Annotated in this window: 25 protein-coding genes; 12 read left to right on the top strand and 13 right to left on the bottom strand. The window is 57.9% G+C overall.

All coding sequences use genetic code 11. The annotated features are described in order from the left end of the window. Window positions 1-86 precede the first annotated feature (86 nt). A protein-coding gene (locus AC5FXY_RS19400; RefSeq protein WP_493558375.1) for an IS1 family transposase occupies window positions 87-792 on the top strand; the annotation gives its coding sequence in 2 pieces (ribosomal slippage) (window positions 87-331 and window positions 330-792; 708 coding nt in all). 137 nt (window positions 793-929) lie between these two features. Next, window positions 930-1,508 (top strand): Crp/Fnr family transcriptional regulator, encoded by a 579-nt coding sequence (locus AC5FXY_RS19395; RefSeq protein ID WP_493558374.1) that lies wholly within the window; start codon window positions 930-932, stop codon window positions 1,506-1,508. On the opposite strand, the gene AC5FXY_RS19390 is transcribed toward AC5FXY_RS19395, so the two are convergent. Together AC5FXY_RS19390 and AC5FXY_RS19385 are read right to left on the bottom strand one after the other, a co-directional pair. Then, window positions 1,467-2,171: a DUF4386 domain-containing protein gene (locus AC5FXY_RS19390; protein WP_493558373.1), complete on the bottom strand. Its 705-nt coding sequence runs from the start codon at window positions 2,169-2,171 to the stop codon at window positions 1,467-1,469. The genes AC5FXY_RS19395 and AC5FXY_RS19390 overlap by 42 nt on opposite strands. A gap of 96 nt (window positions 2,172-2,267) precedes the next feature. After that, window positions 2,268-2,531 carry a hypothetical protein gene (locus AC5FXY_RS19385; RefSeq protein WP_493558372.1) on the bottom strand — a complete coding sequence of 88 codons (264 nt, stop codon included), beginning with the start codon at window positions 2,529-2,531 and terminating at the stop codon, window positions 2,268-2,270. Window positions 2,532-3,186: 655 nt separating this feature from the next. Between AC5FXY_RS19385 and AC5FXY_RS19380 the strand changes: the two genes are divergently transcribed. Further along, window positions 3,187-3,750 carry a cupin domain-containing protein gene (locus AC5FXY_RS19380; protein WP_493558371.1) on the top strand — a complete coding sequence of 188 codons (564 nt, stop codon included), beginning with the start codon at window positions 3,187-3,189 and terminating at the stop codon, window positions 3,748-3,750. Between the two features lie 218 nt (window positions 3,751-3,968). Here the strand turns inward: AC5FXY_RS19380 and AC5FXY_RS19375 are convergent, their stop codons facing one another. Further along, window positions 3,969-4,298, bottom strand: a complete 330-nt coding sequence (locus AC5FXY_RS19375; RefSeq protein ID WP_493558370.1) for a NifU family protein — start codon at window positions 4,296-4,298, stop codon at window positions 3,969-3,971. A 58-nt stretch (window positions 4,299-4,356) separates the two neighbouring features. Beyond that, complete coding sequence (locus tag AC5FXY_RS19370; protein WP_493558369.1) at window positions 4,357-5,454, bottom strand: Mrp/NBP35 family ATP-binding protein; 1,098 nt, start codon at window positions 5,452-5,454, stop codon at window positions 4,357-4,359. Between the two features lie 530 nt (window positions 5,455-5,984). Here AC5FXY_RS19370 and dnaG point away from each other — a divergent pair. After that, window positions 5,985-8,057 carry a DNA primase gene (gene dnaG, locus AC5FXY_RS19365; protein ID WP_493558368.1) on the top strand — a complete coding sequence of 691 codons (2,073 nt, stop codon included), beginning with the start codon at window positions 5,985-5,987 and terminating at the stop codon, window positions 8,055-8,057. A 33-nt stretch (window positions 8,058-8,090) separates the two neighbouring features. Here the strand turns inward: dnaG and AC5FXY_RS19360 are convergent, their stop codons facing one another. From AC5FXY_RS19360 to AC5FXY_RS19335, 6 genes are all read right to left on the bottom strand, one after another. Then, a complete protein-coding gene (locus AC5FXY_RS19360) occupies window positions 8,091-8,612 on the bottom strand; it encodes an energy transducer TonB (protein ID WP_493558367.1) in 522 nt (173 codons plus the stop codon). A 178-nt stretch (window positions 8,613-8,790) separates the two neighbouring features. Next, window positions 8,791-10,116, bottom strand: a complete 1,326-nt coding sequence (locus AC5FXY_RS19355) for a S41 family peptidase (protein WP_493558366.1) — start codon at window positions 10,114-10,116, stop codon at window positions 8,791-8,793. A 276-nt stretch (window positions 10,117-10,392) separates the two neighbouring features. After that, window positions 10,393-11,109, bottom strand: a complete 717-nt coding sequence (locus tag AC5FXY_RS19350) for a DUF4097 family beta strand repeat-containing protein (RefSeq protein WP_493558365.1) — start codon at window positions 11,107-11,109, stop codon at window positions 10,393-10,395. A 144-nt stretch (window positions 11,110-11,253) separates the two neighbouring features. Next, window positions 11,254-12,024 carry a DUF4097 family beta strand repeat-containing protein gene (locus tag AC5FXY_RS19345; protein WP_493558364.1) on the bottom strand — a complete coding sequence of 257 codons (771 nt, stop codon included), beginning with the start codon at window positions 12,022-12,024 and terminating at the stop codon, window positions 11,254-11,256. Window positions 12,025-12,128: 104 nt separating this feature from the next. Next, entirely contained in the window at window positions 12,129-12,992 is an 864-nt protein-coding gene (locus AC5FXY_RS19340) for a HEAT repeat domain-containing protein (protein ID WP_493558363.1), read from the bottom strand. 5 nt (window positions 12,993-12,997) lie between these two features. Continuing rightward, a complete protein-coding gene (locus tag AC5FXY_RS19335) occupies window positions 12,998-13,537 on the bottom strand; it encodes an RNA polymerase sigma factor (protein ID WP_493558362.1) in 540 nt (179 codons plus the stop codon). A 246-nt stretch (window positions 13,538-13,783) separates the two neighbouring features. Between AC5FXY_RS19335 and AC5FXY_RS19330 the strand changes: the two genes are divergently transcribed. The 8 genes from AC5FXY_RS19330 to AC5FXY_RS19295 all read left to right on the top strand — a co-directional run bounded on the left by AC5FXY_RS19330 (window position 13,784) and on the right by AC5FXY_RS19295 (window position 22,532). Further along, window positions 13,784-14,389, top strand: a complete 606-nt coding sequence (locus tag AC5FXY_RS19330) for an FEKKY domain-containing protein (RefSeq protein WP_493558361.1) — start codon at window positions 13,784-13,786, stop codon at window positions 14,387-14,389. A gap of 272 nt (window positions 14,390-14,661) precedes the next feature. Then, entirely contained in the window at window positions 14,662-16,650 is a 1,989-nt protein-coding gene (locus AC5FXY_RS19325; RefSeq protein ID WP_493558360.1) for a monovalent cation:proton antiporter family protein, read from the top strand. A 96-nt stretch (window positions 16,651-16,746) separates the two neighbouring features. Continuing rightward, window positions 16,747-17,958, top strand: a complete 1,212-nt coding sequence (locus AC5FXY_RS19320; RefSeq protein WP_493558359.1) for a glycosyltransferase family 4 protein — start codon at window positions 16,747-16,749, stop codon at window positions 17,956-17,958. Between the two features lie 13 nt (window positions 17,959-17,971). Further along, a complete protein-coding gene (locus AC5FXY_RS19315; protein ID WP_493558358.1) occupies window positions 17,972-19,150 on the top strand; it encodes a glycosyltransferase in 1,179 nt (392 codons plus the stop codon). A 92-nt stretch (window positions 19,151-19,242) separates the two neighbouring features. Beyond that, window positions 19,243-19,770, top strand: a complete 528-nt coding sequence (locus AC5FXY_RS19310) for a hypothetical protein (RefSeq protein WP_493558357.1) — start codon at window positions 19,243-19,245, stop codon at window positions 19,768-19,770. A 255-nt stretch (window positions 19,771-20,025) separates the two neighbouring features. Continuing rightward, entirely contained in the window at window positions 20,026-21,279 is a 1,254-nt protein-coding gene (locus tag AC5FXY_RS19305; RefSeq protein WP_493558356.1) for a bifunctional 3,4-dihydroxy-2-butanone-4-phosphate synthase/GTP cyclohydrolase II, read from the top strand. A gap of 51 nt (window positions 21,280-21,330) precedes the next feature. Beyond that, window positions 21,331-22,143 (top strand): hypothetical protein, encoded by an 813-nt coding sequence (locus tag AC5FXY_RS19300; RefSeq protein ID WP_493558355.1) that lies wholly within the window; start codon window positions 21,331-21,333, stop codon window positions 22,141-22,143. A 5-nt stretch (window positions 22,144-22,148) separates the two neighbouring features. Further along, window positions 22,149-22,532: a hypothetical protein gene (locus AC5FXY_RS19295; RefSeq protein ID WP_493558354.1), complete on the top strand. Its 384-nt coding sequence runs from the start codon at window positions 22,149-22,151 to the stop codon at window positions 22,530-22,532. Between the two features lie 172 nt (window positions 22,533-22,704). Here AC5FXY_RS19295 and AC5FXY_RS19290 read toward each other — a convergent pair whose 3' ends face one another. Genes AC5FXY_RS19290 through AC5FXY_RS19280 form a run of 3 tightly spaced genes read right to left on the bottom strand, consistent with a single transcriptional unit; the run spans window position 22,705 to window position 24,998 of the window. Beyond that, a complete protein-coding gene (locus AC5FXY_RS19290; protein WP_493558353.1) occupies window positions 22,705-23,265 on the bottom strand; it encodes a hypothetical protein in 561 nt (186 codons plus the stop codon). Window positions 23,266-23,298: 33 nt separating this feature from the next. Further along, window positions 23,299-24,066, bottom strand: a complete 768-nt coding sequence (locus AC5FXY_RS19285; protein WP_493558352.1) for an ABC transporter permease — start codon at window positions 24,064-24,066, stop codon at window positions 23,299-23,301. Between the two features lie 20 nt (window positions 24,067-24,086). Further along, window positions 24,087-24,998, bottom strand: coding sequence for an ABC transporter ATP-binding protein (locus AC5FXY_RS19280; protein WP_493558351.1), 912 nt, complete (start codon window positions 24,996-24,998; stop codon window positions 24,087-24,089). Window positions 24,999-25,095 lie beyond the last annotated feature (97 nt).

Below are 25,095 nucleotides of genomic sequence, written 5' to 3'. Positions count from 1 at the left end.
GTTATTATGCTAGGGCTACAACAGTAGGTATAGGTGGTAGCCCCCAAGGTAGTGGCTCAGGTAGACTGAGGCACGTATAACTGAACATGGAAGCATGTTCGTATTGCGGCGCTTCTGCGCTGCGCAAAAACGGCTTGGCGCGCAACGGCAAACAACGCTACCACTGCCGCGCTTGTGGGCGGAGCAGCCGCTCGGCGCCGGGCCCGGGTACCTATTCGGAGGCGCGGAAGGCCGAAATCCTGCGCGCCTACCAGGAACGCACCAGCCTGCGCGGGCTCACGCGCATCTTCGGCGTTTCGCGCCAGACGGTCACGGCGTGGCTAAAAAAAAGCCCGTAGCCTACCGCCGCTGAGCCAGACGCTGGCTCCGCCGCGGCCCATTGACGGGCTGGAGCTGGACGAGTTGTGCACGTTCGTGGGCCGCAAGCAGCAGAAGGTGTGGTTGTGGTTCGCCTTGTGCCGACGCACGCGCCAGGTCGTCGCCTACGTGCTGGGCTGCCGTGGCCGGCGCACGGCGCGTAAGTTATGGCGTCGTCTACCGCCGGAATACCGCCGGGCGTGGTGCTACACGGATTTGTGGGAAGCCTACACGGGTGTGGTACCTTGGCGCCAGCACCTGCCGGCTACCTGCCGCGGCACCACGAACCACGTCGAGCGGTTCAACGCCACGCTGCGTGCCCGCCTCGGCCGGCTGGTGCGCAAGTCGCTCTCGTTCTCCCGCTCCCTGAAGCTGCTCGACGCTTGCGAGAACCTCTTCCTGCACGACTACAACGCGTCACGTCAACCGGCTTGAGCCACTACCGCCCCCAACACCTGGTGTAGCTATATTGTCACTGCTATCTTGCGCAAAGGCCGATTGATGCTACTCCCTGAAATTGCGAGTAACGACAATGCAGCTATTCCACCGCAGCTTGTGAAACATTGTCGTATATGGAAAATAAACTGATAAAGTACTTTTCGAGATTTGTCAATCTGTCAGCGGAAGAAAGTAAGGCGCTGACTGATAGTATGGTTGTGAAAGAATTTAAGAAAGGTAGCTTCCTTCTAAGGGAAGGCCAGTTAAATGCAGATACCTTCTTTATTCTGCAGGGTTTGGTTAGGCAATACAAGTTGAATAATGGCGAGGAGGTAACAATAAATTTCTTCGATGAAGGGCAATGGATTATTTCATTAGCAAGTTTTTTGGAGAACAACCCCGCGTCTTACTACTTGGTGTGTGAAGAAAATACTTCTGTAGTTATCGGGAATGAAAGAAAAGCCCAAGAACTTTTTAAACTCTTTCCAAGATTAGAAACGGTTTCTAGAGCTGTTATGGAGACTGTTTTTTATGAACAGCAAAAAATGCTGACTTCCTATTTGACCGACAGTGCTGAGCAAAGGTATTTACGGTTGGTGGAGACTAGGCCTGATATTCTTCAAAGGGTTCCCCAATATCTAATTGCTAGCTATATTGGTGTAAAGCCAGAATCACTGAGTAGGATGAGAAAGAGAGTGGCTGCTAATCAGTGATTTTTTGTTGATACGAGTACAGTTGAATCCTTTTATGATTAACCATATACTCAAGCTTATCTCAAATAATCCGCCAGGAACGGATAGTGGTACTCCGTGAGATAATCCAAATAACTCTAAAGTGCAGCCTATTATAAAAATAAAGTACCCTATATGTCCCCATATAGAAAGAAAATTAGGGGCTAGTTTTGACTTGTGTAATAAGTGGCACAAAATCAATCCCCCGAAACCCCAAAAAGTCATGCCGATTTGATATAAATAAAAATTGGTATATGAAGAAAATTTTAGAATCGTAGAAAAAAAACTGGGTTTAATATTATTTAAGTTTGTGGCTTCAATCATTGAAATTGGTAATAATAGAAAAGTAGCTCCTAAGCCAAGCATAAACGTTCCAGCAGAACAAAGCGTCAAGTAAAGCATAGCTAGAGTATTGCTGCTTGATTTTAACTTATTGTACATAATTGATATTAAACCAAGGTTGAATAGTGTGTGGAAAAGTGCTGCTAATATCACACCCGTAATTAAGTAAATCTTGTTTTCAACTATTCCACTTGGTTGTGTTTGAGTATTTTGAGCTATTTCTATGAGGCTTATGCCTGTGGCATAAGACGCAAATGACAGAATGAATAAGATTCCAAATGTACGGGCACGGTCTGCTTTCATATCAGTTAGTAATATGTTAATTGTTTCTTTTAATTACGCTGACTATTTTGTAGTCTACCATGCCAAATGTTGCGATAGACATGAAGAGATTGGATTTTATTTCAATTGTGTAATTTGTGGCTTGTAAATCATGAACCATATTTTGAACGTGCTTTTCTTGACATTTATGCCTAGTACATGTATGTCTTTGTCTTCTCTGAAATCCAGTTTCCATCCGTTGTTTCCGCACTTTTTAACTTTTTCACCCCAGATTTTGCCTCCGTTTTGGAAAGGTTCTGTTTTTGTGTTTACTGCAAATTGCTGAACTGAGCAGGATGACATAACTGCTGCGGCTAAAAAGCCAGTCGCTAGTTTTTTCATTTTTCATCTGTTTTAAATGTGTTATAAAATTGAAGCAATAAATCACGATGCTCATTGACTTAGGTTAAGAAAGGAAGCCAAGAAATTACAGTTCGGTAAAAAGAGGTTAGCCGCATAACGGCACTTTCCTCAAAGTGTTGATTCAGTGGTTATGACAAGCTATGTTACTTTATTGCAGTTTGCGGTGTATTGACGGTGAAGTGCTTCGAAATAGCCATCCTCGGGTGGTGGAATAAGTCGGGAAGCCTAGTTCTGCACGGAACAGAGCTAAGGAGAACTGATGCCTACTTCAGCGGGCTGAAGCGTGGTACCCAAGTACACCGCCTGCACAGTATGGACCTCCGAGGCTTCTTTCACCGATTCCTCCGCGCCGGCTTTCAACGTCGTTAGGCGCCTGTCACTTCAGGCATAGAATCAGACCTGCGAGGTAAGAAGCGGGGGTTTACGCAGGACGCCGTAATAGTCTTGACGACCAAGCCACTTGAATTGGCTATATTCAGTAAAGCACTGGCCCTGTTGTGGTTCTGGTTGGGTAGAACTGAGTAGGCAATGTTGACCTAGCATTTGGTAGCGTAGCCGCTACTTGTACTAGGTGCGTTAGCGCCAACCATGGTGTTGGATGTAGTCTTAAACAATGGCCTCCAAGTTCTGAGACATGAAAAGACAACGGTTTATTGCTTCACTGCTGGCACTAGCAGCGGCACCATTATACTCCTTTGCTCATTTGAAATTATTCAAACGAAAAGAAAAAGGATTTAAAATTAATTCTGGCGAAGGGAGAATACACGGACACATCAAATTAAAGGGCGTAAACTCAAATATCCTTGATGTGAAAATATCCGGGAGTGATACGGACGGAGGCTTAGCTATTTTTGAACAAACCTCCGTTTCTCAAGGACGAGGAACACCATTGCATGTTCACCCGGCCCAAGACGAAGTTTTTTATGTACTCGAGGGTGCGTATAGGTTTAAGGTCGGAGATGATATTTTTAATTTAACGGCTGGTGACAGTATTTTTCTGCCTCGGAAAGTACCTCACGCTTGGACGCAAGTTTCAGGCAAGGGAAAAATGACCGTAATTCTTCAGCCGGCCGGGAAGCTGGAAAACTTCTTTGTAACAATGGCTGCTCTTGACCACGAGCCTACGGCAGCGGAGCTAGGGCAAATCTTTGCGGATAATGAGATGCAAGTAGTTGGTCCACCACTTGAAATCAAGTGAAATGATTTGCTAGCTTCTGCGCAGAGGATAAGTCATAAGCGCGTCAATTTTCAGCTATAGCGGTTCAAGAACAGGGCATCCTTCATGTAGCGAAGCCCATGCTGTTACATTGCTGTTAGACCGTTCGCGAAACCGTTATCCATCACCTAAAAACAGCGCGCCCCGCTTCCGCCGATTAGGGCAGGAGCGGGGCGCGTGATTGTTGATCAAGCAGAACCCTAATTCGGCGTCGGGACAGCGCTAGGCGGCAACGGGCGTCCTTCCTGGCCGGCGGGCTGCAGCACGGTAACTACGTTCACCGCCTCCACGGAGCGGATTTCCGGCACTGCCTTCTTCACCGATTCTTCCACGCCGGCTTTCAGCGTCATCGGCGACATGGGGCAGGTGCCGCAGGCGCCCAGGAGCTCTAGGCGCAACACCATTTCGTCGGTAATATCGAGTACCCGCACGTTGCCGCCATCGGCTTCCAGGTACGGACGGATGCCGTCGAGGGCTTGCTCAATGCGAGGCAACAAGGGATGGTCGAGGAGAGTGGCAGACGCTGACATAGTTACAATACACTTGGCCGGAACGCGAAGTTCGCACTTTCGCGCCAAAGCGGCGGGTTTACTTCACTTCCACCACCTGGGTGCGCGGCGAAATGTTGTTGCGAATCGAGACCTGCTGCGCCAGATTCTCGGCCAGTTGCTCAAACACCGCGGCCATCGGCGACGACGATTGCAGCACTACCGGAATGCCTTGGTCGCCGTTTTCGCGGATGCCCTGCACCAACGGAATCTCGCCCAGCAGGGGTACATCGTGCTTGCGGGCCAGCTCATGGCCACCGCCCTGGCCGAAGATGTAGTATTTGTTTTCGGGCAGCTCGGCGGGCGTAAACCACGCCATGTTTTCGATGACGCCCAGCACCGGCACGTTGATTTGCGGCTGGCGGAACATCTGCAGGCCTTTCTGGGCATCGGCCAGCGCCACTTTCTGCGGCGTGGTCACAATGACGGCCCCCGTGACGGGCACGGTCTGCACCATGGTCAGGTGAATATCGGAGGTGCCGGGCGGCATGTCAATGAGCAAGTAATCTAGCTCACCCCAATCTACCTCGGTGATAAACTGCTTCAGCGCCGACGAGGCCATGGGACCACGCCAGACGATGGCTGACTCGGCCGGGGCTAGGAAGCCGATGCTCATGATTTTGACGCCAAACCGCTCGATGGGCTCGATGAGGTTGCGGCCATCGGGACCCTGAAATACGTGCGGGCGGGCATCTTCCACGCCGAACATCACCGGCATGGAGGGGCCCGAAATATCGGCGTCCACCAGGCCGACCTTGGCGCCGGTGCGGGCCAGGGCCACGGCCAGGTTGGCCGTTACGGTGCTCTTGCCCACGCCGCCCTTGCCGGAGGCAATGGCCACAATGTTTTTGACGCCGGGCAGGACGTCGCGGTTCTGGCGCATGGTGGTCACGCGCGAGGTCATGTTCACCGTCACCTGCGCGTTAGGGTCCACCATGGTAGTGATGGCCCGGATGCAGGCATTGCGGATGAGGTCTTTGAGCGGGCAGGCGGGCGTGGTCAGAATGACGGTGAACTCAATGTTCAGGCCGTCGATGTGCACGTCCTCAATCATGTTGAGCGTGACGAGGTCTTTGCCCAGATCGGGCTCTTCCACGTAGCTCAGGGCCTTCAGTACGGCTTCGGTAGTGATGATCATATGTCTCGGGGCGGGCATGGCCGCTGTTCGGCAAAGATAGACTGGAAACGGTGCGGTCGGGAAGAAAACAGGCGGAAGAGCCGGAGGGTTCGGTATTGCGGCAGTAAGAACCATAAGCTCCCCGTCTCATGCGGCTGGGCTGGTTGAGGGACATTGCTAAATTCTAGGCCTCACCCCTCGGCCTCCACTCCAATGATAATGAGGAAGCGTATTGTATCAGAAGTCAGCACGCGAGATGCCTGGCTTGCGGCTTCCTTCGGTTCAACTCCACTCGACACGACGGTCAACAGTAATTAGTACTCAAACCTGCCCAAACCACGCTAGCAGGACGTCTTTGTTCTGCTTGCCAATCGGCAATGCGGCTCGCGCCAGCACCGGGCATTCATCGCCACATCCAAGCTTCAGCTACCGTAGGTCAGCAAAGTTCATGGCCGCCAACAGCCCCTGTATTGCCGCAGGCAAACCCTTCCTATACTCATCTGAGGAGGGGAGTTTCAGCGTACCTTCGCGGTCCGTAAAGCTTTTGTGCCGTGGCCCGCATCCCCAAAGAAATTATTGACCAAGTCCTGCACTACGCCGACATTGTCGAAGTAGTGGGCGACTTTGTGTCGCTCAAGAAAAAAGGCCAGAACCTGTGGGCCTGCTGCCCCTTTCACCACGAAAAGTCGCCCTCGTTCTCGGTAGCGCCAGCCAAGGGCATCTATAAGTGCTTCGGCTGCGGTAAGGCCGGCGACGTGGTCCGCTTCGTGATGGACGTGGAATCGGTGAGCTACCCCGAGGCCATCAAGTGGCTGGCCAAGAAGTACGGCATCGAAATCAAGGAGGAAGAAAAGACGCCCGAGCAGCAGCTCGCCCAGAACGAGCGGGACTCGCAGTACATCGTATCGGATTGGGCGAAAAACCGCTACAAGCACCTGCTGCAGGAGTCGGAGGAAGGGGAGAGCATCGGGTGGGCGTACCTGAAGGAGCGCGGGCTGAACCAAGCTACCATTGAGGCTTTCGAGCTAGGGTACTCGCTCGATAAGTGGGACGATGTGCTCAACGAAGCCCAAAAGGCAGGCTTCGACGTGAAGTACCTCGAAAAGACTGGCCTCGTAGTGAAGCGTGAGGAGGACGGCCGGCGCTACGACCGTTTCCGGGGCCGCGTGATGTTCCCGATTCACAACATCTCGGGCCGCGTGGTGGGATTCGGGGCGCGCACATTGCGCCGCGACGAAAAGGCCGGGGCCAAGTACCTGAACTCGCCCGAGTCGGAGATTTACCACAAATCCGACGTGCTCTACGGCCTCTACCAGGCCAAGCAGGCTATCCGGCAGGAGGAGCTGTGCTATTTGGTGGAAGGCTACCTCGACGTCATCAGCCTGCACCAGGGCGGCATCAAGAACGTGGTGGCCTCGTCGGGTACCTCGCTCACCGAGGGGCAGATCCGCCTCATCGCCCGCTACACCGACAACGTAACGGTGCTGTACGACGGCGACGCAGCCGGCATTCGGGCGGCGCTGCGCGGGCTGGACATCATCCTGGAAAACGGCCTGAACGTGCGCATCGTGCTGTTTCCCGACAAGGAAGACCCCGACAGCTACATCCGCAAGGTCGGCGATAAACGCTTCCAGGAGTTTGTCGACCAGAATAGCCAGGATTTCATTTCCTTCAAGACCAAGCTGGCTGCCCGCGAAGCGGCCCAGGACCCGGTAAAAAAGGCCGAGGCCATCCGCGACGTGCTCCAGAGCATTGCTAAGGTGCCCGATCCGCTGAAGCGGCAGGTATTTCTGCAGCAGACGTCGGTTACGTTTCACATCGACGAGCAGGTACTCATCACCGAGTACAACAAGCTGGTGAAGCAAGCGGCCCCTGGTCCGCGCCCGGCGGGTGGTAGCACCAGCGGTGGCACCCGCAACTACGGCGCCAGCAGCTCTGAAGCCCGCCCCGGCGGGGGCGGAGCCGCCGTGCAGCCGGGTGGCCAGCTCACCGGCCTCAGCCAGCAGCCCCAGGCCCGGCCCGATGATGAAATGCCCGACGAGGCCTATGGCTTCATGGGCGACGAAGCCGAAGCTGATGCCATCGAGGTGGAACCCGTGCCCGATGTGCAGCAGCTGTGCGAGCGGGAAGTGGTGCGCCTGATTCTGAACTACCCCGGCCAGCGCCTCGCCAACGAACACACCGTGACGGAGTACCTACTCGGTCAGACCGACGAAACGCCCTTCCGCACGCCCATCTACGCCGACCTTATCCACCTCTGCCGCGAGGCTGTAGCGGCCGGCCGCTACCCCGATGCGCGCGAGTTGGTGCGCCACGAGCGCGGCGACATCCGTTCCGCCATCACCGACCTCGTGACCGAACCACACGAGCTCAGCCCGAACTGGATTACGCACAGCATCTATGTTCCCCGCGAACTGGACATGCTGCAAGAAGCCTGCGACAACGCCATCCTGCGCCTGAACAAGTGCAACGTGGAACGCGAGCTAACCGAATGCCTCGCCACCATGAACTCGCTCGACCCCAGCAACATCGAAGAGTACTTGGCCCAAATGTCCATCTTCAAATCCCTGAAGCAACTGGATATGCAGCTGGCCGGGCTGCTGGGCACGATAGTATCGCGGTAGGTCGCTGGAGTAATTGCTTTTGCAGTACTTGACTTATTGGGCAAGGCTGAAATTGATGTTGACGCTTACTGTGTCAGCTTTGGGTGCTGGTGGAAATCGGATGTTCCCTAACATGCGCTTGGCTTCGTCTTCAAAAGCCTTGATAGTGGCAGGTTCATAAGTTGAATCCTCCACCTCCACCTTGTGCTGGGTAAGTTTGGAAGAAAGAATACTGCCGTCGGAATCAATTGATAAGTGGAGCTTAAGATAAGCAGTGCGAAACCCCGATTCTCCCGATGCCCTCAGCACTGAAGTAGGAAAGCGGGCTTTGCCGTAAAGCGTTCGAATAAACTGCGCGTAAGCGTTTATCATTTGGGCTGAATCCGCCACTTGCCAGAAGCGGGGAACCAGGCTGGGTTTCGCATTTCTTACGCTGCTATTGTACGGTACGGAAGCACCCCGCTGTACCACCAGCGGCTTGCCTGGAGCTACATGTACACCGCCGAGCGTCTGGGCCGACGCTGTTAGGCTGATAGATGCTACAGCTAAGGGCAATAGCATAAGAGACAGATGCATAAGAACTGGTAAAAGGACTTGAGCTTGAAACAATTGATTACAAGCCGTTAGGTCATGAAATATAGACCGGAATAGTCAGCGTGGTTATTGCAGCTAGCCTCGCCAAAATGATAAGTTAATTCTGGCGCCCAAACCAAATTCCGGAAACGCATACTATAGGTTGCACCTCGAAATGAGTTTAACGTCCTGCATTCGGCAAGCGGCTGCCTAGCCGCAGCGCCGCTTCCAGCCATGGGTCGCGCCCGGCGAGGTAGTCGCGGAAAGTAAAGCGCACCGGTACGCCGGGCGTAAGGTCGGGGGAGCTGATGTCTGTGTAAACCAACGACGCCGGAACGTTGTGCGGTTGGGCAGAATAGCTGTGCAATCGGTCGGCGTAGTGCATAGACAAACGAGAGTTGGGCAGCACCATATTGCCGCCTTCGGCCCAGAAATCAAGCGCATCGCCCACGGGCTCCCCCACAATAGTGGCTCCGCCCGCGCGGAGCTGCGTCAGGGGGTAGATGCCGGCTGAGAAAGTAGCCCGCCCCGACAAGGCAATGAGCTGTGCGCCCTGCTGGCGGGCGAGCGTGCCCAGTTGCTCAAAAAAAGCCTGGGCCACATGCAAATTGCCGCCGGTATTGAAGCGCAAATCCACCACAATGCGTCGGGGGCGGCGCGTGTTGATTGCTGCAAGGACACGTTGCGAAAACTCGGCAAATGGTTCTTGTTTAGCGTCGTTGCCGGCCCGGTTGTATTGAACGTACACGGCCTGCTCGGCCGGCAAATACTGCCAGGCGTAGGAGCGGGTGGCCAGTTGCAGGTATACCGGTAGGCGGGTAGAGTCCATGGCAAGTACGCTTTGCCACGGGCCGCCGGGCTCGGGGCGGGGCGGCGCCAGGTTCCACCAGGCCTCCGTCACGAAAGTGCCGGGCTGAAAGGGCAGGGGCGCGAGCCGCGCCTGCTGCGTGCGGCCTTGCCGATCCTGCACCTGCAGCGTCAGCATGCCATCGGTACCGAGCAGGCCCAGGCCCTGCAGAATTTCGGGACTGGTAAGGCAATACGGAGTCATGTAGCGCTGCCAGCTGGCATTGCCAGCGTACAGCGGTGCGGCGCGGCGGTGAGCGGCCTCTGTCTGCAGGCCAGCCAGCTTTACCACCCGGGCCCCCAGCAGGGCGGCGTGCTCGGGCGTGGTTTTGACTACGTACAAGCCGTCGTCAAACCACCACAGCCGGACCGGGTAGCGCCGAACGGCGCTGCGGTTGCGCACCAGGTACAAACGGGTATGGGCGTTGCCGCTCAGGGCCACCGCCTGCGCCAGGCGAACCATAATCTGCGCCGAGCTCAGCACATGAGCTGAATCGCGCAGGCCCGTAACCCGCGCCCGAAACGCCGCCGCGGCAGTGGGGCTAAAGGTGCGGTCTTTCACTAAAAAGGAATCCAGCGCCATCTGCAAGTCCTCGCGCCATTGCGTCGGACTCAGGGGAGTAGTGGTGGGCTGAGCCAGTGCCGGACTAGTGCAGAGCATCAGCCCTAGTAGAAAGTACAATTTGTTGAGACAGTGCATGGCGTGGCTGGGAAAGGATGAAGGGGCGAGGGAGGCTAGGGAGCAGGGGCAGTCTGGCAGGTTCTCGGCCATAACTAAGCACCGACCTAAACGTGTCATGCTGAGCCGCGCGAAGTATCCCTGCCAGCTTCGCTCGGAACAGCCATGTGAAGCGGGGTTACAGATGCTTCGCGGGGCTCAGCATGACGAAAAGTTTACTTCTGACCAATTCGACCGAGGCTGAAGCAGCGCAGATGCTTATTTCTGCTTGCGGAAAAACACGTCCCCGCTAATCGATTCCAGCTGAATGGACGGCCCACCCTTGCCCAATGGACCGCGCACTTGGTAGCCAACCGGAGAGTTGGTTTTCCGCTCGCCGAAGGCTACATCCTGGTCGGTGTACACCTCGCCGGTGATGGTTTTCAGGGCTACTTCGGCGCCCTTGTTAGCGGGCCAGCTCAGGTCCACAAAGCCGCTGATGGACTTGGCGTCCAGCGGCCCGGTCAGGCCAGTTACTTCAATGTTGCCGCTGATGGTGTTCACGCGCACCGTAGCCCCAGCGGGCAGCTCCACATCGTAATCAATGCGGGCGCAGAGGCGGTAACTGCCGCGGCCGTTGTCGCCGGAGTCGTTCCAGATGCTGAAGCTTCCGTTTTCGGGGCAGTCGTTGGCCTGCCCGGTGCGAATCATTTCCTGATCGAAGGCGGATTTGACGGCCACTTCGTCGCCCTTGTTGTCCAGGGTCAGCAGCAGGGCGTCGTTGAGTTTGCCTTGGTTGATGGTGACGGTGGCGCGCACCAGCAGCTGTTTGCCGCTACCGCCGCGGATGCGGATGGCCGAGGCCTGCTGCAAATCCAGCACCACGCGCTGGTCAGCTTTCAGGTCAGCTTTCTTCTCGATTACTTTTTGGGCCTGGGCTGGGCTGACGGCGAGCAGCAGGGTACCCAGCACGGTGGTGAACAGGAAGCGTTTCATGGTCTAGGAATGGCGTTTGGAGGAGAAGATGGAAACTCCAGGAAAGATTGGTACAGCGGGAAAAAAGGTTGAGTAGACAGGTGCTACAGGGGATAAGCATCCGTTGCTTGCCTTATTTCTCGAGTCTTGACGACTTACCGTCACTTACTTGGCTTTGCGCACGAACACGTCGCCGCTCACCGATTGGAGGGCAATGCGGGTGCCGCCGCCGTTCACGGTGCCGGTCACCGTTTGCCCGCCGATGCGCTGCAGGTCGCCCTGGCTACGGCCCGTATTGATGTCGAAATCGGTGTAAACCTCGCCCGAAACCGAGCGCAGCTCCAGCGTCATCTTGCTTTTAGGCGGCAGCGTCACGTCCACTTCACCGCTCACGGAGGAAATGGCGCTGGGTGATTTGCCCACTTCGGCGTAGCGCACCGTGATGCTGCCGCTGATGGAGTTGGCCACCACGCCGCCCGATACATTGGTCAGGCGGGCGTCGCCGGTTTTGAGGTTGACTTCTACGTCGCCCTCCAGGTCCTGCATTTTCACGTCGCCGCCTCCGAACTTGGTTTGGTTAAACACCACCGTCGATTGACGGGGCACCCGAATGACGTAGTTCACGTCTTTGCGCGAGGCCTGCACAATGCGCACCGCGTTGTCGTTTTGGGTGACAGAGAGGCCGATGCGTGTATTGTCCTCGGCCGCGTTGTAAACGGGCCGCAGGCCCTCGGCGCGCTTGGGAGCCGGCTCAAAGCCGTTGCCGCGAATCAGCAGCTCGTCGCCGTTGTAGCCTTCTAGCGTTACGTCGCTGCCTTGCATGTCGAGCACGATCTTGCGGGCTTTGCCGCCGAGCTTGAGCTTGTATTCTTGGGCCATCAGGGCCGAACTGCTTGCCAGCAGGCAAGTGAGCGTCAGAAGCAGAATCTTTTTCATGAGTAAAGAGCAGAAGCATGTGGAGGGAGCCTGGCCCGAAACCGCGTCTTTCGGGGGCCGCGCAAACAGCCAAGGCAAGTGAAATCGGATTAAAGCGGAGCAGCCTAAATCAGCTGACTCAGCCCCGACTGGGCGTGCAGCCGCACCTCGGGCAGCACTTCCTGCTGCCGGGCAAGGCGCTCCAGCTGGGGCACGGCTCGCCGTTCGCGCAAGGCCACCAGCAATTCGATGAGCATGATTTGCACGTTGGGGTCGGTTTGAATGCGTAAGGACTGTACCAGGGCCGGCACCACCCGCGGGTCGTCGCGCAGGCGGAAAAGGGCCTGGCCGGCGGCTAGGCGCACGTTGGTGTTGGGGTCGAAGTGTAGGGTGTTGATGAGGGCCTGCACCACCGGTTCGGCTCCGGCCACGGTGGAGGCCTCCGAATCGGTAGCCAGGTCGCTGACCAGCTGTATGCGCTGGGTGGCCGTGAGCGTGGATGCGGCGCTGCCGGTTTCGAGGGCCTGAGTCAGGAGCTGCTCTTGAGGAGCCGGCGCATGCACGGCTACCGTTGCGGCGGGAGCGGCGGGCTGCCAGGCCGTGCCTAGACCGAAACCCGTGGCCAGCAAGGCCAGGCTTGCCGCAATACGCAGCCACCAGCTGCTGGCTTGCGTGGCGGGCTGCAGCGGTATTACACGGGCTTCATTCGGGGCTGATACTGTCGAGGCTTGGGGCAAGGCTGCTTTTTCCTGGGCCAGCATAGCCATAAACTGCTCGCGCAGCTGGGGCGGCGGCGTTTCCAGGTGAGTATCGTCCTGCAGGGCAGCGGTAAGCTCGCGCAGCTCAGTTACTTCCTGCTGGCAGGCAGGGCACTGCTGCAGGTGCTGCTGCACCCAGGCCTGGTCGGCAGCCGGGAGGCTATTTTCGGCGTAGTCGACCAGCAGGTCGGCCACGTCGGCGCAGGTGGGAGGGGTATGGGAAGTATGCATTGGAATCAAGCGAAATAGATGGTGCGCAAGGCCTGCAAGGCCCGGTGCGCTTTGACTTTGGCTGCCCCTTCGGAGCAGCCCAGCAACTCCCCGATTTCCCCGTAGCTGAATCCCTGAAAGCGGTGCAGGAGCAAGATTTCGCGCTGGGGTTCTGCAAGCTGGCTCATGGCTTCGTGCAAGGCTTCGTTGCGGTCGGCTACCACCATGGAGGCGAAGGCCGAACTGCCCAGGGCACCGCGGCGCTCCACTTCCACCACATCGGTGGTGCGGAACTTGCGCTGCTGTTGCCAGTGGTCGATGTGCACGTTGCGGGCCAGCTTGTAAATCCAGGCTCGGAAGGGCTGGATGGGCTGGTAGGTACCGCGGTACTTCAGCAGGCGCTCAAACACGGTCTGCGTCAGGTCCTGGCTGGCTTCGCGGTCGTTGGTGAGGCGGTAGAGAAAGTTGAACAGCGGCTTCTGGTAGCGCTCAAACAAGGGCACCGCCTGGTCCAGGTCGTCGGCACTCACGGCAGCCATCAGTTCTTCGTCGCTCTTGGTGTTCACCGCGGGGAGGTTGGGGTTGTTTGCTGCGAGTACCGGGAGTAAAGGCAATCGTTACACGGCCTGGAAAATATTTTTTCAAGAATAATGCGGTCTTTCAGTGCCAGGGCTACATCAAGGCGCTAGCCCAGGCGCAGCAAGTGCCCGCACTCATCCCACCGGGCTGCTGATCAAGTGTGGAGTAAGTTGTATAAAGCTTCTGAAACGCATCTGCTACATTGGCAAAACCTCTCGCCAACCTTCCCATAGATGATTTGCACCCGAAAGCTTACGCTCATGCTAGGCGCATTGCTGTGGGCCCAGGCCTCGGAGGCCCAAAACCAGCCGGGCAGCTACGCCATTAGCGGTAGGGTGGTAAAGCTGGTGGGTCCGGCGGTACTACCCGGCAGGGCCGTAGCGGTGAAGCTCGGCAATTCAGGGCTGCAGGCCGTAGCCGACAGCTCGGGGCGTTATCAGTTCAGCAACTTGCCAGCCGGGCGTTACACGCTGCACGTGGCCGGGGCCTACCAGAGCCGCGATACTACCGTAACTGTTGTAGATAAGAACGTAGCAGCCGTACGCCTGGTCGCCATTGCTCATTGCCGAGTCGACCGGGACCTAGCCACCTACGAAATTGCCCAGGGGCAGCCCCGGATTCTGCTCGCCAGCGGGGAAGCGCCTATAACCTATGCCGATCAACCCCGATTCGAACAGAAATACGGGGTGCGCTATTACGACTACGGTTGCATCAGCCCAGAGCTGGAATGTTTGGTCGATTATAACCGGACGGTGTTTGCATATCTGGATCAGAAGTACGGGCGCAAATGGCGACGCGAGGTGCGCAAGGATGTGGAAGGCTTGAAAGGCAAACACTAGCCGCAGTCTGGCTTCCGATTCACTTCTGTGGAGATGCGCAAGCCTAAACCGAGCTACAACTAGCCTTCATCTGAGTGGTGCTCAGGTAAGCACGGACATGGAGGGGGTTATGATTTGAGAGCAACGCGCCCACCCCAGGGCACGCGGGAATTGGTCGTCCGCTCGTGTACTGGCGGCGCCTTTTACAGGGTTTAGGGGAGGAATTACCGGCCTGTTTGCCTGCTCCCGGTGATTGATTGGCATCTTGCGCCTGTTTACCACCCATCAGGACCATGCACCTGCCCATTTTCTCAGATATCCTCGTCATCCTGTTGCTTTCAGTAGGAGTAATCCTGCTGGTCAATCGGCTACGGCTGCCTTCCATCATCGGCTTCCTGGTTACCGGCATGGTGGCGGGCCCCTATGCCCTGGGCCTGGTCAAAGCCCAGGACGAGGTAGACCAGCTGGCCGAACTGGGCGTGATGCTGCTGATGTTTACCATCGGGCTGGAATTTTCGCTCAAAAGCCTGTCGCGCATTAAGCGGGCCGTGTTTTTGGGCGGTGGCTTGCAGGTGGGCCTGACCATCGGGGCGGTGTATCTGCTGGCGCGAGTGGGCGGTTTTGCCACGCCGGCCGCGGTGTTCTGGGGCTTTTTGTTTTCGCTGAGCTCCACGGCTATAGTGCTGAAGCTGTTGCAGGACCGCCTGGAGATGGAAGCCATCCACGGTCAGGTCACGCTGGCCATCTTGATTTTTCAGGACTTAATAGTAGTGCCCATGATGCTGCTCACGCCCATTCTGGGCGGGAAGGGCAGCGCCAACCCCTGGCTGGATCTGGGCATCATGCTGGCCAAAATCATTGCCTTACTGGCCCTGGTGGTGTTGGGTGCCCGGTATATCATGCCGCGGATTCTCTTTGCCGTTGCCAAAACGCGCAGCCGCGAACTATTTCTGCTCACCATCATCGGTACTTGCCTGGGCGTGGCCTGGCTAACCGGCGAAGCGGGGCTGTCGATGGCTTTGGGTGCCTTTATGGCGGGCCTCATCATCTCGGAATCGGAATACAGCTACGAAGCCGTGAGCAACGTGCTGCCCTTCCGCGAGATTTTCGCCAGCTTCTTCTTCGTGTCCATTGGCATGCTGTTCGATGTGCGCTTCCTGCTGGCGCATCCGCTCCAAATCCTCCTGCTCACCCTCGGGGTGATGGTCCTGAAGCTGCTGCTGACGATAGCCGCCGCTGCTGTGCTGCGCCTGCCCATGCGCACGGTGTTACTGGTGGGGCTGGCGCTGTGCCAGGTCGGGGAATTTGCTTTTGTGCTGTCCCGGGTAGGCCTCGACGCAGAGGTGATTCAGCAAGCTGATTATCAGCTATTCCTGGCTGTATCGGTGCTTACCATGAGCCTTACGCCGGTGATTATGCTTTTTGCCGAGCCGGTGGTGGCGTTGTTTATGCGCCTGCCGCTGCCAGCTTTTCTTACCCAGACCAACCAACGGATAACGGCAGCTGATGCCGCGGTCGAAGTAGCCTTGAACGACCACCTCGTGGTGGTGGGCTACGGGCTAAACGGCCGCAACTTGGTGCACACGGCCAAATTTGCCCAAATTCCCTACGTCATTATCGAAACCAACCCCGTGACGGTGCGCCACGAGCGGGAGCGGGGCGAGCCGATTCTGTATGGAGACGCAACCCAGGAACACGTGCTGGAACAGGCCCGCGTATCGCATGCCCGCGTGATGGTGGTAGCCATTTCCGACCCCACCAGCAGCCGCCGCGTGGTGGTGGCTCTGCGCCGGCTCAATGCCCAGGCGTGCATCTTCGTGCGCACCCGCTACATTGCCGAAATCGAAGAATTAAAGCGCCTCGGAGCTACCGAAGTCATCCCAGAAGAGCTGGAAACGTCCATCGAAATCTTCTCGCGGGTGCTGGCCAAATACCTCGTGCCCATGCACGAAATTGACCAGCTCATCAAAGACATGCGCGCCGACAGCTACCAGATGCTGCGCGGTCGTTCCCTGAGCACTTCCGATTGGTCGGCCATGCACCTGACTTTATCCGACTCGGAGCTGACCACTATTCCGGTGGGGCCTGGCAACTTCCTGGCCGGCAAAACTTTGTCGCAGGCCGAAGTGCGGCAGCGCTTCAGCATCAGCCTGCTGGCTATACGACGCCGCGGCAAGATGATCGACGAAATCAGCGCCGATACCGTCATTCAGCCGGGCGATACGCTGTACGTGTTCGGCAAGCAAGATCAAGTAAGCCGCTTCGCGCGGGAGCTGGTATAACGCACCAAGTAATCTAAGGAACGGCTTTTGCAGGGAGCAGGCGCACTTGCCACCCGTAGCTACCTTTGCGCCCCGGTCGATGGGCCGCCTGCTCCCGTGAACATTCTCCAACTCTGCCCCCGCGTTCCGTTTCCCCCCACCGATGGCGGTGCCATTGCCATGTACGACGTGGCCGCCGGCCTCGTCCGCGCCGGCCACCGCGTGACCTTGTTGGCCATCAACACGCCCAAGCACCACCAGCTGGCCGATGCCCTGGCGCACCTCGGTCCCAACCTATGCTTGGTGACGGTGGATGTGGATACCAACCTCTCGCCGCTGGCGGCCCTGCGCAACCTGCTTTTTAGCCAGCATCCTTACAATGTGGAGCGCTTCATGTCTGCTGCGCTGGCTCAAAAGCTGACCGAGCTGCTGCAGAGCGGGCAGTTTGATGTGGTGCAGATGGAAGGAACTTTCGTAGCGTGGTACGTGGATGTGGTGCGTCGCATAGCTCCCGGCCTGCCCACGGTGCTGCGGGCCCACAACGTAGAGCACGAAATTTGGGCGCAGTTGGCGCGCAACGAGCGGCAGCCGCTGAAAGCGGGCTACCTCCGCCACCTGGCGCGGCGCCTTCGCCGCTTTGAGCAGCAGTACCTGCCGCGTTTCACGGCTATTGCGTCCATCACCGAGCCCGACCGCGACCGGCTGCTACGCCTGGGCTGTCAGGAGCCCGTAGTGTTTGTGCCGGCGGGCGTCAACCTGGTGCGCTTGCAGCCCGATGCCACCCTAAAGGCCAAACCAAACACGTTGTTTTTCCTGGCGTCGCTTGATTGGCTGCCCAATCAGGAAGGCCTGCAGTGGTTTCTCGATAACGTCTGGACCGATGCCAAGCGACGCTGGCCAGCGCTGGAGCTGCACGTAGCGGGCAAAAATATGCCGCCGCACCTGCAGCGCCTGCAGGAGCCCGGCGTGCACGTTCACGGTTTCGTCGATTCGGCCCCGCGCTTCATGCAGGAGCACGCCATCATGCTGGTGCCTTTGCTGTCGGGTGGGGGTATGCGCGTCAAGATCATCGAAGGCATGGCCATGAGCAAGTGCATCATCAGTACCTCGGTTGGGGCTGAGGGCATTGCCGTAACGTCGGGGCAGGATATCCTGGTAGCCGATGAGCCCGCGCAATGGCTAGAGCTGATTGGGCAGTGCGTAAGCGGCAAAATCAGTGTCGAAAGCATCGGCGAAGCGGCCCGGCGCACCGCCACCGCGCTTTACGACAACGACCGGGTAGTAGCACGTTTTGTGGAATTGTACCGCCGCATCGGCGCCAACAACTAAGTTTGCGCCCCCGATGAAGCTCCTCGTCCTGCTTTCCCGCTTTCCGTACCCGCTCGATAAAGGCGACAAACTGCGTGCCTACCACCAGTTGCGCTACTTGGCCGAGCGTTTTGAGGTATGCCTGTTCGCCTTGTCCGATGAGGACGTGACGGCCAAATCCCGGGCTGCCTTGGCACCGCTCTGCGCTGGTGGCGTACACGTGTACCGGCTTGGGAAGCCCGGCATCGGCTCCAATATGGGACTAGCGCTGCTAAAAGGTCAGCCCTTGCAGGTGGGGTACTTTCGCGACGCGGCTGCTCAGCGCCAACTGGCCCAGGTGGTGCAGCAGTTCAAGCCTGAGCGCGGCTACTGCCAACTGATTCGGATGGCCGAGTACGCCCGTCCTTTTGCGCATCAGGTCCCTTTCACGCTCGATTACATGGATGTGTTTTCGACGGGCATGGAACGTTGGGCAGCTAAAGCGCCGCTGTGGCAGCGCCCGGTACTGGCCTTGGAAGCTCATCGCCTGCAGCAGTATGAGGCCGAGGTATTCGATTGGTTTCGACACCATACCATCATTTCCGATCAGGACCGGCAGCTGATCGACCACGAAGAGCGGCAACGCATTCAGGTAGTGCCCAACGGCATTGATACCGAATTCTTTCGCCCCGATGCGGTTACGGCTGACGACAGCTACGAAATGGTGTTTTGTGGCAATATGGCCTATCATCCCAATGTGGAAGCGGCCGCGTGGCTGGCCGAGGAAATTTTGCCGCTGGTGCAGCGCCGCCACCCGCAGGCGCGGCTGCTGCTGGCCGGCACCACGCCCTCGGCGCGCGTGCTAGCGCTGCAGTCGGCGCACGTGAAGGTAAGCGGTTGGCTCCCCGATATTCGGACAGCCTACGCCTCGGCCCGGGTATTTGTGGCACCTATGCGCACCGGTACGGGCTTGCAAAACAAGCTGTTGGAAGCCATGGCCATGGGCCGTCCCAGCATCACCACCCCCTTGGCCAACAACGCCCTCGGCGGCACGCCCGGGCAGCACCTGCTGGTAGGGGCCGACACCGCTGGCTTGGCCGAAAGTGTTTGTCAGCTGCTTGATAACCCCGACGAAGCGGCTGGTCTGGCCGCCCAAGGCCGGCGTTTTGTGCGTCAGCACTACACCTGGGAGGGTGCCACCCAGCGTCTGGTAGAGCTGTTGGAACGGGGGTGAGGCTGGTGGCAAAGGCCCTCACACGATGATGTGAAAGGGTTGACGCGCACCTAGGCGAATGCCTATCCTTGCACAAATCAACTCCGCACACCATGGGTCTGCTCCCGAAAATGGGCCAAACGGCGCTCATTGATCTTACCGTCCTGGCCCTGTCAATGGTCTTCGCGGCGGTGTTTGCCTACCGCGTCAACCAGCGCCGCCGCGTGCCCGTTTCGCTCACGCTGCTGGCTGGCCTGAGCCTGGGCCCGGCCACGGCTTTTGTGCACATGTGGGCACACATGTTTGCCATTACCCTCGTCAACGTGTTGCGCTACAACCGCGGTGAGTTCGAGTACAACCTGCGTCTGTACGCTTTACTTCAGCTGGGGGCAGTATTGCTGATCATCAGCGGGCTGTCGTTGCACGTCATCCGGCGCTGGGCAGAAGGCGCACCAACTTTGGAAAGGCCCTTGGTAATACTGGCCTTGTTGCAGATGCTCTTCAGTTTTCCACTTTTTCCTTTCAATCCCATCGGCATATTGCCCGGCCTGGCGGCCTTATTACTGCTGTTGATCCTTGGCATTACGCAACGGCAACTGCGGGCCGTGCGCCAAGCGGCCGAGGAATATGCTTTGGCCTAACCGGCATGAGCTTACCGAGCACAACAGCTTTGTGCCGCTTCGGGTATTTGGTGGGCGAGGCGCTGCAGCTGGTGGCGCAGGGATGTTCGGAACTCCTGGGCTTTTTCTGGGTTTACAGGAACAAGCGAGGCTGAACCCAGCCGGTGGGCAGTTACATCGGCGGCGCCTGTGTAACTTCGCCCGGCCGCTGGCGGTTGTCAGCCCGAAACCCACCCGCGGCCGGTCCCGACGCCGGCCGTCTATTTCCTGCAAGCCATGCTTGATTCCATTGAAGAAGCCATTGCCGATATCCGTGCCGGCAAAGTGGTGGTAGTAGTGGACGATGAAGACCGCGAAAACGAAGGTGACTTTATCTGCGCCGCGCGTTGCGCCACGCCCGAAGTCATCAATTTTATGGCCACCCACGGCCGCGGCCTCGTGTGTGCCCCATTGATAGAAGACCGCTGCGAAGCCCTTGGCCTGGAGCTGATGGTGGGGCGCAATACCGCCCTGCACGCCACGCCCTTCACTGTCTCCGTCGATCTGTTGAAGAACGGTGTAACCACCGGCATTTCGGCCTCTGACCGTTCCAAGACCATTCTGGCCCTCATCGACCCCGAGACCAAGCCGGAAGAGTTGGGCAAGCCGGGACACATTTTCCCGCTTAAAGCCCGCAAAGAAGGAGTATTGCGCCGCGCTGGCCATACCGAAGCCGCTATCGATTTGGCCCGTCTGGCTGGGTTTGAGCCGGCCGGGGTGTTGGTAGAAATATTGAAGGAAGACGGCGAAATGGCGCGTCTGCCTGAGCTACGGCAGATTGCTGACCATTGGGGCCTAAAGCTCATTTCGGTGCAGGACCTGATCAAGTACCGCCTGAAGCAGGAAAGCCTGATCGAGCGGGAAATCACGGTGCGTATGCCCACCCAGTGGGGCGACTTTGAACTATACGCTTACACGCAGCGCACCAACGGGGCCCAGCACCTGGCTTTGGTGAAGGGCGAGCTGGAGCCCGGCGAGCCAGTGCTCGTGCGGGTGCACTCCAGTTGCGTAACCGGCGACATCTTCGGCTCGTGCCGCTGCGACTGCGGCCCGCAGCTGCACCACGCCATGCAGCAGATTGAGCGCGAAGGCAAAGGCGTGCTGGTATACATGAACCAGGAAGGCCGCGGCATCGGTCTGCTCAACAAGCTCAAAGCCTATAAGCTGCAGGAACAGGGCCGCGACACCGTGGAAGCTAACCTGGAGCTGGGTTTCGGTATGGACGAGCGCGACTACGGCGTAGGTGCCCAAATCCTGCGCGACCTAGGCATCAGCAAAATGCGTCTGCTCACCAACAATCCGCGCAAGCGCACCGGCCTGGTGGGCTATGGGCTGGAAATTGTGGATACGGTAGCCATCGAAGTGGAGCCCAACGAGCATAACGAGCGGTACTTGACCACCAAGCGCGATAAGCTGGGGCATACCATCCTGCACAAGGATCGGGGCGCGCACCCGGCCCAGGCAGCGGCCGAAATGTTGCCCGCGGAATAATCCTGAAAGCCCGGTATCGGTGGAGCGTTTTCTGCGTAACTTATTTACGCTATGAAAACGCTCCACTTTCGTTTGCGCCAGCTTGGGGCGCTTGCTTTCGTTGCTTTGCTACCGGCCGCGGCAGCTTATGCTCAGCGGCCTTTTGTACAGGAATTCACGGGCGCCACGGTAGTGCTTACTTCCGGCGATACGCTCTCCGGTCCGCTAGCCCTGCACTCCGACCGCGACTTGCTGCTGGTGACCATGCCCGATCAGTCGGTGCGCACGGTGGCGGCGCTGGCGGTGGCTGAATTTGCCGTGAAGGGCGAACGGTCGCAACCCGGCAACTACTACGATCAATACTACGATTTCTACGATGCTCGCCGGGGCTACTTCTACGGCAATCCGGGGTGGGGGCCGAGCCGGATGCTGCCGTCGCGGCAGCAGCGGCAGGATACGGCTCGGGTGCGGGTGTTCCGGACGTTTCGCTGGAACCGCGGCAACGACTATTCCGACTTCAAGTCGCCGGCTTTCTTTGAGCAACTGAGCCGTGGTCCGGTAGTGCTGTTACGACGCGAATCCTTGGTAGAGCGACCGGTAACAGCCAACGACCCGTTTTTTCGGCCGTATTACGGTTATTATCCCATGGGCGGCATGGCCCGGGGCCCCATGGGAACCTACGTTTCCGTACGAGACCAGTTTTTTCTGGGTACGCCGCAGGGCAGCGTGGTAGCGTTGCGCAGTCCGAAGAAAGACTTGCTGGCCTATTTTCGTTCGCAGGCCAAGCAAATCGAGCAGTATGCCAAGAACAATAAGCTCAGCTTCAGCGATGCGCACGAGTTGGCCTTCATCGTGAACTACGCCAATTCGCTGAACGCGCAATAGCGCAGGTGCTGGTTACACATGCAGGCAAATCGGAGCGCCTTTGGTCAAGTCAGCATAAAGCGCATCCGCACCGCTGGGGGAAGGGAGAACAGAAAACGAGGGTAGTACGCCCCTTATCCAAGCACAAACAAGCCACCAGCTATAACTCAGGGAAAGCGCAGAAAACCCGTCAGGTGGTACATCTGCCGGACCGGATCAATCAGCAGTTCGTGAATGCTGATGGCTTCATCCATTGCCAGCGCGGCAAAGACGAAAGCCAGCAGCCGCCAATTAAATTCGAAAGGCTTGCCCCGTTTTGCATCAAACCTCCCGCGGCGCACCCTGCAGCAGCGCCGGAGTACGGTTTTGGGGTCACCGTGCTCCGTCCGGGATATAAGCTGCCGTCATAATTGGGCAGGGCAGGGTTGACCCAGCGCGTTGTTAATGGAACTGAGTGCCGGAGGGAACTGGCTTACACAACCCCGACGGTGCCGACATGCATACTGTATTGAGTGCCACTTAGTGGTGCAGGTTAGAGCAGAGCGATTTACGTTGCCTGATCCACTTCGCGCCGCAGCATAATTATTTGCGGTTGCAGCCGCAGCTCCAGTTCAGCGGCCCCGATTGGGTATCGAATTCGATGTCGATTTGGGCAACTTTGTCGCCCGGGGAGAAAGTAGTTTTGGGCTTGCCAGCCTCAGCAAAGTAGCCCGTAAGCCACGTTATTTGGCGGGTGTTGGCATTGTAGGCATAGCGGCCGGTGGCACCGCCGTCGAGGTAGCGGTACGTGCCATTGGAGTTGAGTTGTACGGCTCCTTTGGGGGTAAACACCATGCGGCGCTCAACGGCATTCCAGGAATTATAGGTGCAGGAGTAGTCGCCGTACACGAGCTGCGCGGGGGCCATGGGACCCGCCATGCGGCCTTCCGATTCAGCGGCTTTAGCAGCGGTTTCGGCTTCGGCCCGGGCCTTCATCGTGGCGGCAGCTCGGGCCCGTACGGCATCGGCTTCAGCTTTGGCACGAGCGGCTGGATCGGTGGGAGCCGGGGCTGCTTGTGGCGCGACAGCATCTGAGCTTTGGGCAGCAGCAGCGTGGCTTAGCAAGCCAAACAGCGGAACAAAGAGAGCGTAGCAAAGGCGCATATAAGCAGGGGAAAGCAGAAGAGTAAACCAAATTTACAAATCCCGGGCGCGCATCAAAGCTGTGCTCAGCAGCCAAAACAGCAGCACGTAACCCAGGGCCACCGGTAGCGCCTGGCCCGGCGCCAGCTCGCCGCTGGGGCCGAGCATGGTATTCATGGTCTGCAGAAACGGTGAAGGCGTAAGGGTATCAAGCGTTTTGATAGGCAGAAAGCGGTCCAACTCATCGGGCATAAAATAGCGAATGAGGCGCTCTACCATCCACACGTAGAGCAGTATAGCCACAATGGCCGGCGTGCTTTTGCGCATCACAATAGCCAGTAGCAGGGCAAACGACAAATAGCCCAATAACTGAACCGCGTAGAGCAGCAGCGCGGAAGGCGCCGGGGCCAATACGGCCGCAAGCGAAGAATCCGGGTTGTGGCTCAGCCCGAAAAGAATACCAATAAAAAACACCGACAGCACGCACCACCCCACGAACAACAGCGCTACCTGCAGCTTGGCCAGTATTAGTTGCTCGCGCGAAACACCATCGATAACCTGCTGGCGGAAGGTGCGGTACTGAAACTCATCGGTGATGAGCATGATCAGCAGGAAAGCAGGCAGCAGGGAAAAATAGCTGGCGATGTACGTGATTTTGGTCCAGAGTTCGGGCAACCCATAAAGCGTCTGACCGATTTTCTGGCCGTTGACGCTGAGCCCGCCCGCGCCGGCTATGGTAGCGCCCAGCAGCCCGGTGAAGAGAATCAGGATAATCCAAGCCGTGCGGTAGGGCAACAGCTTGCGGAGTTCGGTGCGCAACATAAGCGAAGCCTGGGAGGGGGCTAGGAGTTCTGAATGATTTGGAGGAATTGGGCTTCCAGGCTGCGGCGCTCAGTGCTCAGGTGTGCCAGCACCAATCCTTGCGCAAACAAAGCGCGGTTGAGGTCGGCGGCGGAGTGGCCTTCTGATAGCGTCAGGCTGCACGTGCCGTCGGTGGCCAGCTGCACGTCCTGCACAAAGGGGAGGGCCCTGAGGGCCGTGGGCAGGGCTTGTGCTGGGGCATCGGGGCTGAGGCGCAGGTGCACGCGGTCGGTGGCAGCCAAAATCTGGCTTACGGGGCCGGCAGCGCGTAGCTGGCCTTTGTGCAGCACGCCCACGTGGGTACATACCTTTTGCACCTCATCGAGCAAATGGCTGGCCAGGATGATGGTGCGACCTTCGGCGGCAATGCGCTGGATAAGGCTTCGCACATCGGCAATGCCCTGCGGATCGAGGCCGTTGGTGGGCTCGTCGAGCACCAGCACTTCGGGCCGGCCCAACAGGGCCGAAGCCAGGGCTAACCGTTGCTTCATGCCCAGTGAGAAGCCCCGTACCGGCTCGTGCTGGCGCCCTTGTAGCTGTACTGTCTCCAGCGCCGCTTCGATGGCGCGGGCATCGGCTCCTTTGGTATCAGCCGCAATCTGCAGGTTTTGGCGGGCCGAAAGGTAAGGGAAGAAGTTGGGCGTTTCGAGCAGGGTGCCGATGCGGCGACGGGCTGCCAGCGAAGGTGCCTCGCCAAACCACCGGACTGAGCCGCTGCTGGCGTGCAGCACGCCTAGGGCAATGCCCAGCGTGGTGGTTTTGCCACTGCCGTTGGGACCAAGTAAGCCGAATACGCTGCCCGGGGGGACGCTTAAGCTGAGGTCGTGCACGGCCACGGTGCCGCCGTAGCGCTTGGTAAGCTGTTGAATGTCGAGAACGGAATCGGCAGGCACGAGGAGTAAGGATGAGGTAGACGTGAAAGGTATGGATTGAGATATAAGTATTGCGACACTGGAAGTCAGGCAGAATTTTGCTTAGCTAAGAGCGTCC

The organism is Hymenobacter sp. FMD4 (assembly GCF_058932745.1).
Note: the sequence above shows the minus strand (reverse complement) of the source record. Positions and strands in the feature narration are given on the sequence as shown.

Coding starts and splice junctions, on each gene's coding strand:
- AC5FXY_RS19395 (WP_493558374.1), top strand. CDS start 930: ATGGAAAATAAACTGATAAAGTACTTTTCGAGATTTGTCAATCTGTCA.
- AC5FXY_RS19390 (WP_493558373.1), bottom strand. CDS start 2,171: ATGAAAGCAGACCGTGCCCGTACATTTGGAATCTTATTCATTCTGTCA.
- AC5FXY_RS19385 (WP_493558372.1), bottom strand. CDS start 2,531: ATGAAAAAACTAGCGACTGGCTTTTTAGCCGCAGCAGTTATGTCATCC.
- AC5FXY_RS19380 (WP_493558371.1), top strand. CDS start 3,187: ATGAAAAGACAACGGTTTATTGCTTCACTGCTGGCACTAGCAGCGGCA.
- AC5FXY_RS19375 (WP_493558370.1), bottom strand. CDS start 4,298: ATGTCAGCGTCTGCCACTCTCCTCGACCATCCCTTGTTGCCTCGCATT.
- AC5FXY_RS19370 (WP_493558369.1), bottom strand. CDS start 5,454: ATGATCATCACTACCGAAGCCGTACTGAAGGCCCTGAGCTACGTGGAA.
- AC5FXY_RS19360 (WP_493558367.1), bottom strand. CDS start 8,612: ATGCATCTGTCTCTTATGCTATTGCCCTTAGCTGTAGCATCTATCAGC.
- AC5FXY_RS19355 (WP_493558366.1), bottom strand. CDS start 10,116: ATGCTCTGCACTAGTCCGGCACTGGCTCAGCCCACCACTACTCCCCTG.
- AC5FXY_RS19350 (WP_493558365.1), bottom strand. CDS start 11,109: ATGAAACGCTTCCTGTTCACCACCGTGCTGGGTACCCTGCTGCTCGCC.
- AC5FXY_RS19345 (WP_493558364.1), bottom strand. CDS start 12,024: ATGAAAAAGATTCTGCTTCTGACGCTCACTTGCCTGCTGGCAAGCAGT.
- AC5FXY_RS19340 (WP_493558363.1), bottom strand. CDS start 12,992: ATGCATACTTCCCATACCCCTCCCACCTGCGCCGACGTGGCCGACCTG.
- AC5FXY_RS19330 (WP_493558361.1), top strand. CDS start 13,784: ATGATTTGCACCCGAAAGCTTACGCTCATGCTAGGCGCATTGCTGTGG.
- AC5FXY_RS19325 (WP_493558360.1), top strand. CDS start 14,662: ATGCACCTGCCCATTTTCTCAGATATCCTCGTCATCCTGTTGCTTTCA.
- AC5FXY_RS19315 (WP_493558358.1), top strand. CDS start 17,972: ATGAAGCTCCTCGTCCTGCTTTCCCGCTTTCCGTACCCGCTCGATAAA.
- AC5FXY_RS19310 (WP_493558357.1), top strand. CDS start 19,243: ATGGGTCTGCTCCCGAAAATGGGCCAAACGGCGCTCATTGATCTTACC.
- AC5FXY_RS19305 (WP_493558356.1), top strand. CDS start 20,026: ATGCTTGATTCCATTGAAGAAGCCATTGCCGATATCCGTGCCGGCAAA.
- AC5FXY_RS19300 (WP_493558355.1), top strand. CDS start 21,331: ATGAAAACGCTCCACTTTCGTTTGCGCCAGCTTGGGGCGCTTGCTTTC.
- AC5FXY_RS19290 (WP_493558353.1), bottom strand. CDS start 23,265: ATGCGCCTTTGCTACGCTCTCTTTGTTCCGCTGTTTGGCTTGCTAAGC.
- AC5FXY_RS19285 (WP_493558352.1), bottom strand. CDS start 24,066: ATGTTGCGCACCGAACTCCGCAAGCTGTTGCCCTACCGCACGGCTTGG.